This is a genomic window from Marinococcus halotolerans DSM 16375, assembly GCF_000420725.1.
GTDB classification, from domain to species: domain Bacteria; phylum Bacillota; class Bacilli; order Bacillales; family Marinococcaceae; genus Marinococcus; species Marinococcus halotolerans.
In genome coordinates this window covers 1-13,944 of sequence record NZ_ATVM01000039.1, presented here as the reverse complement: position 1 = coordinate 13,944, position 13,944 = coordinate 1, and the positions used below count along the sequence as shown (strand labels likewise).

Annotated in this window: 9 protein-coding genes; 6 read left to right on the top strand and 3 right to left on the bottom strand. The window is 44.5% G+C overall.

The annotated features are described in order from the left end of the window. Both G548_RS0116400 and glcT read right to left on the bottom strand, forming a co-directional pair. Positions 1 to 487, bottom strand: a 487-nt coding sequence (locus G548_RS0116400) for a PTS transporter subunit EIIC (RefSeq protein ID WP_027847497.1), incomplete at its 3' end; no start/stop codon positions are given. Positions 488 to 672: 185 nt separating this feature from the next. Beyond that, a complete protein-coding gene (gene glcT, locus G548_RS0116395; protein ID WP_022795234.1) occupies positions 673 to 1,509 on the bottom strand; it encodes a glucose PTS transporter transcription antiterminator GlcT in 837 nt (278 codons plus the stop codon). Between the two features lie 644 nt (positions 1,510 to 2,153). Here glcT and G548_RS19110 point away from each other — a divergent pair. Then, entirely contained in the window at positions 2,154 to 5,321 is a 3,168-nt protein-coding gene (locus tag G548_RS19110) for a glycoside hydrolase family 97 N-terminal domain-containing protein (RefSeq protein WP_022795233.1), read from the top strand. A gap of 575 nt (positions 5,322 to 5,896) precedes the next feature. Here G548_RS19110 and G548_RS19640 read toward each other — a convergent pair. Beyond that, entirely contained in the window at positions 5,897 to 6,214 is a 318-nt protein-coding gene (locus G548_RS19640) for a nucleotidyltransferase domain-containing protein (RefSeq protein WP_281163422.1), read from the bottom strand. Between the two features lie 702 nt (positions 6,215 to 6,916). On the opposite strand from G548_RS19640, the gene G548_RS0116375 reads away from it, so the two are divergent. The 5 genes from G548_RS0116375 (at position 6,917) to phnE (G548_RS0116355) (ending at position 13,176) form a co-directional block, all read left to right on the top strand. Then, positions 6,917 to 9,538 carry an endonuclease yhcR gene (locus G548_RS0116375; RefSeq protein WP_022795230.1) on the top strand — a complete coding sequence of 874 codons (2,622 nt, stop codon included), beginning with the start codon at positions 6,917 to 6,919 and terminating at the stop codon, positions 9,536 to 9,538. A 194-nt stretch (positions 9,539 to 9,732) separates the two neighbouring features. Continuing rightward, positions 9,733 to 10,707, top strand: a complete 975-nt coding sequence (locus G548_RS0116370) for a phosphate/phosphite/phosphonate ABC transporter substrate-binding protein (RefSeq protein ID WP_022795229.1) — start codon at positions 9,733 to 9,735, stop codon at positions 10,705 to 10,707. 80 nt (positions 10,708 to 10,787) lie between these two features. Further along, entirely contained in the window at positions 10,788 to 11,582 is a 795-nt protein-coding gene (gene phnC / locus G548_RS0116365; RefSeq protein WP_022795228.1) for a phosphonate ABC transporter ATP-binding protein, read from the top strand. Then, on the top strand, positions 11,579 to 12,376 hold the full coding sequence (phnE, locus tag G548_RS0116360; protein ID WP_022795227.1) for a phosphonate ABC transporter, permease protein PhnE: 798 nt from the start codon (positions 11,579 to 11,581) through the stop codon (positions 12,374 to 12,376). The genes phnC and phnE (G548_RS0116360) overlap by 4 nt, the downstream gene beginning before the upstream one ends. Then, entirely contained in the window at positions 12,373 to 13,176 is an 804-nt protein-coding gene (gene phnE, locus G548_RS0116355) for a phosphonate ABC transporter, permease protein PhnE (RefSeq protein ID WP_022795226.1), read from the top strand. Before phnE (G548_RS0116360) ends, phnE (G548_RS0116355) begins: the two co-directional genes overlap by 4 nt. Positions 13,177 to 13,944: the final 768 nt, after the last annotated feature.

Sequence of the window (13,944 nt, the reverse complement as noted above, 5' to 3'; positions counted from 1 at the left end):
CGAAAAACCCTAAGTAGGTTGGCAGATTAATATTATAAAAGCGCTGGTACATCACTGCTCCTAATATACCGGCGATAATTCCTCCAAACACCCCTGTCTGAAGTGTAGGGATACCTAATACCGATGCGTAACCCGGCTCTTCGAGCATATCTGTATTTACACTTAATAATACGCTCATCGTAACGTTTATAATCATAAAACCGATCAGAGCAGCAAGAGCTGCAACTCCGTCTCCTGCCAGGCCGAGTGCTACACCGACCGCAAATAATACCGCTAAATTATCAAATACTACCCCGCCTGCTTCCGACATAAGCTCGGCGATTAATTCTGCCGGTGCAGAAGTCAGAAATGGCAGCAGTTCGATCATTTGCTCTTCCTGCATGGCAGTACCGATAGCAAGAAGCAGGCCGGCTGCTGGAAGAAGGGCCACCGGAAGCATAAGGGCGCGCCCGATACGTTGAAGTACACCAAATGATTGTTTCCACATATGTATCTCTCCTAACTGTTTTTTTGGAAGGCTCGTAATTGACCACAGATCCCAGCGCATAAAAAAAGGCATGAGAGATACACTAATCGCGCGGTCACAAAGAGAAAAGAAGCTGCTTCTCCCTTTGGTTTAAACGCGATCAGCATTCTCTCATGCCTGCTTTACCAGTAACACGGAACACTAGATCAATATTTTCGTTTCGATGAAAGCCTTTGCAGATGAATGGTTAAATAAACGGCTTCGCCTTCTGGTATCGTCGTCTGCAAAGCACGCTGCATCGTTCGTATGAGCTTCCAGGACAGATTATAGCAGAAGGGATACTCGGCCTGCAACATTTTTTTTAATGGTTCAGATGCCTCTTCAAACTCCCCATTTTTTACCCTTGCGACGGCCTGCTGCAGATGCCGGAACAGCCGGCGGTGATCTAAATCTTCCGGAGACAGCTGAATGTCGAGAGCCCGCTCTACCATCACCGTCATATCTTTTACAAGCCGCGTATAAGCGTTCACCTGGTCGAGCGGTGTTCTCGTTACTGCCCCGTGCAGGTGCAGAGCGATAAACCCTTTTTCCTCTTCCGGCAGCCGCACTCCTGTCCATTGTTCAATTTCGTCAATGATCCATCCGGCCGCACGGTATTCTTTGTCATAAGCAAGCTGCGTTTCTTTTAAAAATGGGTTGCTGATGGTGAGACCTTTTTTTGTTCTCTCAAGTGCAAAGCTGACGTGATCTGTTAACGCTACATGAATATGTTCTTCGAACGTTTCCGCCCACTCGGCTTCGAGTACCTGCAGAATTTCCGTAATACAGGCGATAAATGTCTCATCGATATGCTCGATTAACTGTCGGTACTGAGTTTGTTCATTTTCATTTTTAAGTATGAAAAACTTTTCCGGCGTTTTATCGTCAATAAGGTCTCCCGGGCGTTTCGAAAAACCGATCCCACGCCCGGTAAGAATAACTTCCCCGTATTCCTCATGTTCTGCAATAACAACGTTGTTATTTAACCCTTTAATGACTTTCATCCTTCACCACCATTTTTCTGTAATTTTAATTACTAATTCATATGCATGCTATATTACACTTATATGAATAATTTCAAAACATTATTTTTTCACTCATTTTAAATCGTAAAACATAATAACAATTAAAACTTAATAATTACTTTTCGGATAACCTTTTTTAGGTACTACTTATAAGAATAAAAATTAATATAGACAATTCTGAATATTTATTATAAGATGCTTTTAAGTAAACGTTTGCTTTGAACGATACAGTATGTTTTGCAGACGACGATACTAGAAGGCGAAACCGTTTATTTAACCATTCATCTGCAAAAGCTTTCCTAGAAATAGGAATATCGATTTAGTGTTCCGTGTTACTGCTCAAGCAGGCATGAGAGAATGCTGATCGCGTGTAAACCAAAGGGAGAAGCAGCTTCTTGTCTCTTTGGGACCGCGCGATTAGTGTGTCTCTCGTGCCTTTTTTAATGCTTTGAAACATGCTGGTTACTCATGAGTTTTCCAAAAAACAGTGAAGAGAGATACCTATGTGGAAACGATTTTGATTGAAAGGGGGCTTGATATTCTTCTGCTGAAATAATAAAGAAAATAAAAGCATCTATCTCAATTTATGTATGGAGAAAAAATTTTAAAGGGGAGTAACAACCATGAAGAAGCTTAAATACATTGTTACAGCAAGTTTAGTCTCTTGTCTGATCTTACCTGCTGTGGGGGCAAACGCGTCCGAAAGCGATGAGCGCCAAACTGACAATAATCGTTCAAATAACGCTCAAAACCAATCGGAAAAACATCGAACGTCTGTGCATTCTCCAGACGAAAATGTGAAAATTGATTTTCAATTGACTGATCAAGGTGTACCGCAGTACCAACTTTTCTACAAGGGTCAGCCCCTGGTCGAGCCTTCTTCTTTAGGATTTGATTTTAAAAATCAAGCACCCTTGAATGGGGATTTTGAAATCATCGGGACAGAGACCGAAAATGTGAATAAAAAATGGGAACCGGAGTGGGGTGATCAGTCCGAAGTAAAAAACCACTACAAGCAATTAACTGTTCAACTCCAAGAGAACGGGGGGGCCCATCGACAAATGAATATGGAGTTTCGTGTATACGATGATGGGGTTGGTTTTAGATATGTGGTCCCAGAGCAGGATAATATAGATGAAAATGTAGAAATTACCTCGGAAAACACCGAATTTAACTTTTCTAGTAACAATGATTCCTGGTGGATCCCGAATGATCCAGAAAGTTATGAGTATAACTATACGAACAGTGACTTAAGTGAAGTAGAGGAAGTCAGCACACCGTTTACGATGGAAACACCTGAAGGCATACACATGTCCGTTCATGAAGCGGCTTTAGTGGATTATTCGGGCATGGCTTTAAAAGCGGTTGAAGGAGAAGAAAATGCGTTCGAAAGTCATTTAGCTCCCTGGCCAAATAGCGATGTGAAAGTGAAAAAAGAGGACTTGCCGATTAAGACCCCGTGGCGAATGATTCAAGTCGGTGATGATGCTGGAGATTTGGCTGAATCGGACATCATGATGAATTTAAATGAACCGAACCAATTAGAAGATACGTCTTGGATCGAACCCATGAAATACATGGGAGTATGGTGGGAAATGATCAGCGGAAAGTCTACATGGGAATCTGGTGAAGATCACGGAGCCACAACCGAAAACGCTAAAAAGTATATTGATTTTGCCAGTGAACACTTAGACACTGAAAATCAAAATATTGGCATGTTAGTAGAAGGTTGGAACATTGGTTGGGACGGGAACTGGATGGAAAATGGTGCATTATTTGATTTCACTGAACCTTATCCAGATTATGATTTGAAAGAAGTCGTGGAATATGCTGATGAACATGGTGTGGAGTACATGATGCATAATGAAACGAGTGGGGACATTTTGAATTACGAGGACCAGATGGATGAAGCTTATGATATGTACCAAAGCATGGGGATCCATGCCATCAAAAGTGGATATGTCGCAGACGACGGCATTAAAAATCCAGAAGGACAGCATCACCATGGTCAATATATGGTAAATCACTATTTAGAAGCGGTGCAAAAAGCTGCTGACCATGAAATCATGATTAATACCCACGAGCCGATTAAAGGTACTGGCTTAGAACGGACATATCCTAACTGGATGAGCCGTGAAGGCGTAAGTGGCATGGAGTATAGCGCGTTCGCGTTGGAAAATAATCCACCAGAGCACGATACCATTCTCCCGTTTACCAGGCAACTAGCGGGACCAATGGATTTCACGCCTGGTATTTTTGACACTGAAGTGCCTTATAACGACAATGCACGAGTTGATTCCACTCGAGCTAAACAGTTGGCTCTCTATGTAACCATCTCCACGGGAGTGCAAATGGTCGCTGACTTGCCGGAGAATTACAAAGACGAAGATGGAAATCTATTACCAGAATTTCAATTCATCAAAGACGTCCCGGTTACTTGGGATGAAACGATGGTACCTAATGCGGAAATCGGCGATCACTCGACGACAGTTCGTCGTAGTGGCGATGAATGGTATATGGGAAGTATTACAGATGAACAAGCAAGAAATGTCGAAACAGAACTCGATTTCTTGGATCGTGGGAAACAATACGTAGCTGAAGTGTACTCAGACGGACCCAACGCTAACTATGAAGACAATCCTCATGAAGTGACAATTGATAAAGTACTTGTAGATGCTAACGATGTGTTTACATCGTCTATGGCCACAGGAGGGGGGCAAGCCGTTAAGTTCACCCCTGCGAGCCAAGAAGAAAAGAAAGAGTTGCCGAAATACGAACAATCTGAAGTGTCAATGGCTTATGAAAAAGTACCAGAAACCATTCAATCCAACGATGAGTTTGAAATCATCGTGAAAGCCAGTAATGACGGCTCAATAACAAAAGGAAAAAACATTGAGTTAAAAATCGATGGTAAAGTAGTGCATGAAGAAAAAGTTAGAGTGGGGCCGGGAGAAACGAAGGAAGTAAGTCTTCCATACAATAAATTGTTTGAACCAGGTGCTCATCAAATCAGTGTTAACGATCTCGAAAAGACCACTATTGATGTAGAAGAGAAGGCACCGGGGTTTGAGTATAGTAATTTAGAGGTGAACGCTGAGGGACAGGAGATTACAGCAACCGCTGAGGTAACGAACATGGGAAGCAAAGAAGGCACCGTGGAAGTACCATTGTATCTCGACGGGGAAAAACTTGATAGCCAAGAAATAGAAGTTCCTGCTCAAGCAGGGGGAGGCACTAACGAAGTGACTTTCACCCATGAAGTAGCGGACGCAGGCGCATACGAAATTGGGATAGGAGATCTTGAAACACAGAAAGTAGCTTTGCCCACTATCAAACTCTCCGGCGAATGGCTTTTCCAGCCGGGAGATAATGACGAGTGGAAAGAAACCAATTTTGACGACACTCAGTGGCAAAGTGTGCAAATACCAAATAGTTGGGAAGAGCATTCCGGTTATACAGCAGATAATGTGTACGGGTGGTACCGTAAAACGATTGATATCCCTGAAGAATGGGAAGGCCATGACCTTAGCATTTCTTTAGGAAAGATTGATGATGTAGATACCACGTATGTTAATGGAGAAGAAATTGGTCAGTCAGGAGAATATCCTGATAAAGAGAATGGAGAAGGTCTTGTTTCAGCTTGGGATCAAGATCGAGAATATGAAATTCCAGCGGAAGCCATCAATTTCGGTGAAGAAAACGTCATCAGTGTACGTGTCTTCGATGCAGAGAATGAAGGTGGCATCTATGAGGGACCTTTCCAACCCATTAAAATTCAAGAGAATGAGTAATCATCAAACTTAAGCTTTGAACGTCAGCGAAGTTTCGAGCTCTAAAAGTCAAAAGATCAATAGTTTTTTTCTATTGAAAGGGGTTGTTCCCACAAAGGACAGCCCCTTTTGTTTTTACAAACCACAACACTCCTTTCTTAGCTATGGTTTGCAGGAAAGAAAAAAAGTTTAATATAAAGAACTTGTTTTCTACTTCATGTCTCAAAATAAGAAGAATACTTATTAAATTGAAGTAAAAACCCTTAACTTTCGATAAGATAGATCATGTTGAACATAAGTTACTTGCAATCGTCAGAGTTGAGTATGTTCGTTCGATGATATCCTTGTTAAAAGTATCGTAGCCACTGGTGGCCTTCTGGAAATTGTTTCGTTAACGATGTTTCCAACCACAGTTTCTCTTGTTTATCTAAACAGGGTAAAACATGTATCAAATCTTGAAGGTCTTTCTCTCGAATCTTCGAAGATCCTCCTTTGTAAAGAAGTTGGATTTCTGGTTTGATGTAAGGAAGACCGTTTGTTGTTTGTTGAAACACGTTGTTTTTTCCTAATCGAATAGAAGGTTCTCTTCTGTATATCTAGTTTTCTGCTGCACTATCCATGAGTGTCATTTGAAAGGTCCAAGAAGAACGTTCTCTTTTACTAACCCAAATATCATGGGTCGATGTCAAAAATCCCCCTTCATGCCAGTGTTCCAGTACATCCTGCTGTGCTTTATATAATACCCAATCTTCCTTTAAGTAATGGTATAACACTTGTTGATCGTTTCGATATATAGCTATGCCTATATCAGCATGTTCTCGGGTTTGATGACCTACATGGATATCAAGTGCCCAACCACCTGCCACAAACCACCGTATAGAAATGTTAAAAAATAAAGCATATAATTCCTCGATGGTTAACGGTTACCAATGATAAAGATCATTCTCAACTTCATCCCCCTTTTTTTCATGCTAAGCGATGATATTTTGAAGCAAAGCGACATACACTTATTTCGCAATCATGTTTAACCCTGATATAATAGGATTTATCGCCTGTTCACCTTCTGGCGAAATGTGTGTCAGAAGGGAGGTGTTGAGGATGATATTTGAACTTTTATTGGTGCACTTTCTGTTTCCTTTCGCGTCAACCGTGTTAGGAATCGTATTTGCGGATGTGTTGCTTAAGCGAATACGCAAGAAATGCAAGAACAGGCGATAACAGCAACAAAAAGAGCGCTCAGATGGTGTCGACATCTGAGCGCTCCCTTTTTGGTGATGAGAATGATAGTGAACTTTTATATTTATATCTTATCATGTTATATATAACATGTAAACGTTCACGGTTACTAAGCACAGAGACTCGAATAATCTTATAAAGCTTAGATCGATGGAAAAGATTTTAACTACTTTTTGTTTAAAAGTTCGAAAACTGCTTAGTATATTGTGAAAACTTCCGATAATCTACTTTATGTTTCATGAGCAAAATGGAATATAGCTCACTCCCTCAAATATCAAAACTTTAGCTTAACACCTACAAAATTTAAACAATTTTTTACAGGAAATTAATTCCTCCTTTAATTTTCTTTAGTATGGTTGCTAAAGAAGGGGGGCATACATATGAATAAACGATTAGTGTATTCCGTATCATTAACGGTCGTTGCCGGGGGTTTAATCTTAGGCGGAGTCACGTCCGCTGAAGCAGAAGTACCTGCAGATCCTGCGCCGGAGCTTCTTCCAGATAACCCCAACGGAGAGAAAGTACTCTTTGACAATTCGCACGGCCAGACAGCTGGTGCAGCTGACTGGGTCATCGATGGAGCGTTTTCCGATTTCGGGGAAGCCCTGCAGGACGAAGGTTATGAAGTCCGAGAACTTCGGCAGGAGGATCCCATTTCCCTTGGCGATTTAAGTGCGTATGATGTGTTTGTGATGCCAGAAGCAAATATTCCGTTGAAGACGTCCGAGCAACAAGCGCTCGAACAATACGCCGAGCAGGGGGGCAGTATTTTCTTTATTTCGGATCATTATAATGCCGACCGTAATAAAAATCGTTGGGATTCGTCCGAAATCATGAATGGGTACCGTCGGGGAGCTTTTAACGAACCAACAAAAGGAATGAGTGAAGACGAAGCAGCGTCAGAAGCGATGCAAGGCGTTGAAAGTTCAGACTGGCTTTCAGAAGAATTTGGGGTTCGTTTTCGCTATAATTCGCCCGGGACCGTTACCGCTGACCAGGTAGTATCTCCGGAGGAATCATTTGGTATTACCGAAGGGGTCGATGAAGTGGCCATGCATGCAGGCTCTACCATGGCTATTACAGACCCGGAGCTTGCCAAAGGCATTGTGTATCTGCCCGATGGCCTAACAGAAGCCGATAAATGGGGACCTTCTGTCGACGAGGGCATTTATCACGGAGGTGGCACAGAGGAAGGCCCATTCGTCGCAGTTTCTAAAAAAGAACAAGGGAAAGCAGCTTTTATCGGCGATTCGTCCCCGGTAGAAGATGCAACACCGAAGTACAAGCGGGAAGAGACCGGGGAGTCAAAACGTACGTACGACGGTTTCACCGAAGCGGACGATGCAGTACTACTTGTACAGACCGTCGACTGGCTGGCTGAACAAGAAAGCTACACATCTCTGAACGAAACAAATGTATCCTTGGATGAACCGTCCCCACTGCTGGACAAAGAAAAACCCCAGGAGTCAACGCAGCCTGAACCAGAACCGTGGAGCCAGCCGGCCGATGGTTACCTCTGGTATGATCCGGATACGTTTGCTCCTGGTTCCTACGGTTCAGATGAAGCACCCGTAGAGGATCCTTCATATATGTTTAGTCATATGTCGCTACTCCCGATCGGAGAGAACTTCACCGTGGATGTAGAGATCGATAATGTCGAGCCGGGAGAAACGGTGTCCGGTCTCAGTCTGGGCATTTATTTAGACGGAGGCCAACAGGTGGCTCAAGTACAACGTGAGGACGGCAGTTGGCCATCGGATTATGGCTACAGTGAAGCATTCTCGATCACCGCAGATGAAAACGGGGTGGCAAAGACGACGTTAACCATTCGTACTGCCGAACATACCGCAGCGAATGCCAATATGCGCATCCGGCAGAACGGAAACAATGAATACACCGAGTCCGTCAATTTCAACAGTGACTCATCGGAAAACCCGGAAGAGGAAACGGCATCCGTTCCGATTTCGAATGCCCGACAGGCAGCGGATGGAGAAACGGTGACAGTCGAGGGAACGATTACGACGGATCCGGGGCTGTTTGGTTCCAACGGGTTCTATCTTCAGGATGAAAGTGCCGGTATTTACGTTTATCAAAACAGTGGGGAGTGGAAGCTGGGCGACCGTGTCGCCATCACAGCACCCGTAACGACTTATAATACGGAAAAAGAACTGATTGACCCAGTGTCCATTGAAAAACGAGGGACGGAAGAAGTGCCCGAAGCACAAACCGTGACAGCGGTTGGAGAAGAAAACCAAGGACAACGAGTGAAGCTTCAGAACGGCACTATTTCAAGCATTGAACAGGTCGGCAATTCGTTTGAATTTACCATTGAGCATGATGACACCGAAACGCTTATTCGCGTCGACGGACGGACAGGCTACGGTTTTTCCGACTTTAACGAAGCTTATGCTACGGGGGACACGGTAGACGTAACAGGCATTTCATCCATTTACCAAGGCACGTATCAGCTGAAGCCAACAACCGAAGCGGACATTCAGCAGGTGAAAGGACAAGACACCCAAGCACCAGAAATTTCGGGACTATCAGAAAACCAGTTCTCTGTCACGGAAGCTTGGACCCCGGAAGCTGAAATCACCGACAACAGCGGGTCTTCCATCTCTGTGGAATATACATTGGAGGACTGGAAAGGCGAAGAACTGCCTCCATTGACAATCCTTCCCGGAGAGCATGAACTGACGGTAACTGCCATCGATACGGCCGGTAATAAAGCAGAGAAGACCTATCCGGTAGAAGCCCTTCTTGAGACGGAAGATCTTGACGATTTAATGACCGAAGCGAACGCGAACAATTGGATCACGGATAAAAAAGCCTTTCAGCAATTGATGAAACGGGCAGAAAAAGTTCAGCAGGCGCCGAATGATCAAGCCGCGGCTGGAAAATGGCAGGCAGCTGTCAACTACGCTTCGGCAAAAGAAGGAAAAACGGTGACCGATGATTTGCTTGCCTATATGAACAGCTATGACGCTAGTCATGGAAAATAAAAAACGGAAGGAACAACGATCAGGGGCTTGTTACCACGCCCTTGATCGTTGTTTTGACGACCAGGGTTATCGCGAACAAAAAATGTAAATCGTTTATTCAAATAGTTTTAAGCTTTTGTAAATGCAACCAATAACTCCCAAAAAACATTTATACTGAACTCGCAAAGAAGATACATAACACAGGGGGAATTTTCATGAAAAAGCAATGGATGGCAGGATTTACCCTGGCTTCAGCTGTCATGGTGACGGCAGCCTGCGGATCTTCGGGCGGAGGAGAAGAAAGCGAAGGCAGTGAAAGCAATACAAGCGCTTCCGGTTCTGGAGGAAATGCTTCGGAGGAGCTTGAAGAACTTCGGGTTCAGTTCGTTCCTTCGCAGGATGCGGATACGCTTGAAGCGAAAGCCAAGCCACTTGAGGAACTTCTTGGTGAGGAGCTGGGTATTCCCGTGGAGGTAAGTGTGTCTACAGACTATAATTCCATCGTGGAAGCCATGAATTCTGATCAGGTGGATGTAGGCTTTCTCCCTCCAACAGCGTACGTACTTGCCCATGAGCAGGAAGCGGCAGATGTACTTCTGCAAGCCCAGCGTTACGGGGTCAACGATGATGGATCAGAGACCAATGAGCTGGTAGATTACTATCTTTCCCAGTTTGTGGTTGATGCGGATAGCGACATGGAAAGCATTGAAGATTTGGAAGGAAAACGTGTCGCATATCAAAACACCACCAGCTCTGCTGGGTTTGTATGGCCGGCTGCCGAGATGATGGACGCCGGACTTGAACCTCTCGAGGACGTAGAGCCGGTAACCGTCACGGGACACGATCAGGCTATTGTATCGCTTTTAAACGACGACGTAGACGCAGCGGTCACGTTCCAGGATGCACGCAACACCGTCTCGGAAGACTATGAAAACGTATTTGAAGACACCAAAATTCTGGAATATACCGAAAAAATTCCAAACGATACCGTGTCAATTCGGCCAGAAATTGAAGGTGACATAAGACAAGACATTGCTGACGCCTTTATTTCTCTCGGCGAGAATGATGAAAGCCAGGAAATCATTCGCGATATTTACTCTCATGAAGGCTATGTCGAATCCGAGGACAGCAATTTTGATGTCGTCCGTGAGTATGAGGATAAGGTTTCCGACCTTACAGGCAACGAATAAGTAGAGGACACAGCTGGTGTCTGCAACGAGAGGCTGTCTGTCCGGGCAGTCTCTTTTTGCTATTGAAAGGGGAGGCACGTGTGATTACGTTTAAGCAGGTATCAAAACAGTATAAAAACGGAACCAAAGCGCTGAACAATGTTGATTTGTCCATCGAACAAGGCGAATTTGTCGTGATTGTCGGACTCTCGGGAGCCGGAAAATCTACTCTTCTCCGGACAATCAATCGGCTGCACGATGTAACAGAAGGAACCGTTGAGATTGACGGCGTAGCGATCACAGAAGCAAAGGGCAAGAAACTGTATGCTCTCCGCCGGGATGTAGGGATGATTTTTCAGCAGTTTAATATCGTTAAGCGTTCAAGCGTGTTAAAAAACGTACTGGCTGGACGAGTCGGATATCATTCCACTCTTCGAATGATCCTCGGTCTGTTTCCCAAAGAGGATAAAGGCATCGCATTTGAAGCTTTACGTCGCGTAAATTTGTTGGATAAAGCGTACGTCCGTGCGGATCAGCTCTCTGGCGGTCAGCAGCAGAGGGTCTCCATCGCACGAGCGCTTGCTCAGGAACCAAAATTATTTTTGGCCGACGAGCCGGTAGCATCGCTGGATCCGTTAACGACCAAACAGGTGATGGATGATCTGCAGCGTATTAACCGAGATCTTGGTATTACGATGGTGGTGAACCTGCATTCCATGGAAATCGCCCGGAAGTATGCGACAAGAATTATTGGTTTAAAAGAGGGAGAAGTGGTATTCGACGGGCCGATTGAGGAGGCCACCCCCAAACGGTTTATGGGCATATACGGCGAATCTTTGGAAGACGAGGACCAACAGCAGAACAGTGGCCAAGCTCAGAAGGAGGCTGTTCAATGAGCACATCAACCATTCAGGCCCATGATGTTCCTAAGCCTCCCTCCCGACTGAAGCACCTGTTGACAGTAGCTCTGGTCGCTTTGATTTTAATGGGAAGCGCCTGGCAGGTGGAGTTTTCCTTTTCACAGCTATGGGCAGGCATCCCGAACATTGGTGATCTGCTCGTACAGATGTGGCCACCAAATGCTGCTTACGCTGCGGAAGTTATGGCACCGATACTCGAAACCGTTCGTATGGCCTTGTTAGGGACGACGTTTGGCGCCATCCTGGCTTTACCTATCGCCCTGCTTTCGGCCAGAAATATTTTTGCCACCGGGTGGATTACGTTGCCGGCACGGATGGTCATGAATTTCATTCGTACGATGCCTGACCTTCTTTTAGCAGCCCTGTTTGTTGCTATTTTCGGGATTGGCCCGGTTTCTGGCGTGTTTGCACTAACGTTTTTCTCGCTTGGCATCATTTCCAAACTGATCTATGAAACGATTGAATCGGTGGACCGGGCGCCGCTCGAAGCGATGACTGCCGTAGGGGCCAATAAAATCGTATGGATTACTTTCGGTGTTTTTCCGCAAATTGCTGCTTCTTTTCTATCGTACACATTATACTCGCTTGAAGTAAACGTACGTGCGGCTGCTATCCTCGGCCTGGTTGGGGCCGGCGGTATTGGTTTGTACTACGAAAGCACTCTTGGGTTTTTTCAGTACGGCCGGGTGGCTACGATTATTTTATTAACCCTTCTCGTCGTGATGCTGATTGACTACTTGAGTACGAAAGGTAGGGAGCGTCTGGCATGACCATGCAAACCGATTGGCCAGCGCCGCCAAAACAAAAAAAATGGAAATTGTATGTTGGATTCATTCTTTTGGCCCTTCTATACACCTGGGCTTTTGCAGGCCTCCCGCTGCTTGAAATCAAAGAAACGTTTGTCGAAATTATCGGCTCTATCATCGGCGGCATTTTTTCACCAGATTGGGGCTACGTGTATGATCCTGCCGGAGAAGATCTCATTCGCGGATTGCTGGATACGCTTGCGATTGCACTTTTGGGAACGGCCATTGCCGCTGTCTTCTGCCTGCCATTTGCCTTACTGGCAGCCCGGACCATCATGCGAATCAAACCAGTTTCCGGCTCATCAAAGTTCGTGCTCACCTTTGTTCGTGTGTTCCCGGAAATCGTTCTCGCCCTCTTGTTTATTAAAGCCGTAGGACCAGGCGCCTTTGCCGGTGTGCTCGCCCTTGGTATCGGGACGATCGGATCGCTTGGGAAATTGTTTAGTGAGGACATTGAAACAGCGGATTTAGCCGCCCGGGAAGCTTTAATGGCGACAGGCGCCAATCACGGGAAAACCCTTTGGTTCGCCGTGCTGCCGCAGGTGCTCCCCAGCTACTTTTCATTCGTCCTGTATCGGCTTGAAATCAATCTCCGGGCTGCGACGGTACTCGGAGTCATCGGCGCTGGCGGCATCGGCACGCCGCTGATATTCGCTCTTCAAACCCGTGATTGGGAACGGGTAGGCATTATTCTGCTTGGGATCATCGTGATGGTCACCATCGTAGATATTGTCTCTGGAAAGATCCGGGCCCGTTTAACATAGAAGCACCAATATACCGGACGAAAGTCATCTTCACAATAAAATATCATTTGAAAGCATCAGACCGTCTTTATCAAAAATCGAATGATATACCTTATAAGTAGAAGCCAGGGAATATTCTCTGGCTTCCTTTCTATGATTCAAGCTTTTTTCGTTAAACGAAGAACATCGAACAATAAGCCAAATTCTATAATTACTTTAACATTGCTTTAGCAGAACGTGATCAGAAAACTACAGTTCTTTTTTGCTCATGTTTTTAAATATGAAGACTTGTTACGCTTGAAGTGAAGAACAATATTTTCCGATAATCTACTTTATAGTAATAATCGAAGGAAAGCAGCTCTTTCCTAAGCACTTCCCTTTTAGGATAAAGAATGAGTCAAACAACATCCATAATATTCCTTTTCAAATGATTGACTGCTATCATGGAAAAAGAAATGTTTTGATCTATTCATGGAGGTGTTCGATGACTAGTGCAAAACCCGTTCTTTATATATACGGCATCTTTTTATTTATTTCATGGAATTTGATGCTTTTATTGGATCAGACACATTATACGATAGAAGATAAGATTAAAGGTGTCCTATTTATCTGTACGGTGACGCCAATCTTGTTTACGCTTGTCTATATTTATCACAAGCATCGAATAGGAAAAATAATCGTAGCGTGGGCGTTAGGCGGATTATTTCTCATCAATACGGTATGTTTTTTTGTCGTTCCATAAAAATGGACGTTAAAACATGCTCTTCTCCAACTTATTAGGAGAGAGCA

Bases quoted from the DNA above. Each gene is read 5' to 3' on its own strand.
- glcT (WP_022795234.1), bottom strand. From the start codon at position 1,509: ATGAAAGTCATTAAAGGGTTAAATAACAACGTTGTTATTGCAGAACAT.
- G548_RS19110 (WP_022795233.1), top strand. From the start codon at position 2,154: ATGAAGAAGCTTAAATACATTGTTACAGCAAGTTTAGTCTCTTGTCTG.
- G548_RS0116375 (WP_022795230.1), top strand. From the start codon at position 6,917: ATGAATAAACGATTAGTGTATTCCGTATCATTAACGGTCGTTGCCGGG.
- G548_RS0116370 (WP_022795229.1), top strand. From the start codon at position 9,733: ATGAAAAAGCAATGGATGGCAGGATTTACCCTGGCTTCAGCTGTCATG.
- phnE (WP_022795227.1), top strand. From the start codon at position 11,579: ATGAGCACATCAACCATTCAGGCCCATGATGTTCCTAAGCCTCCCTCC.
- phnE (WP_022795226.1), top strand. From the start codon at position 12,373: ATGACCATGCAAACCGATTGGCCAGCGCCGCCAAAACAAAAAAAATGG.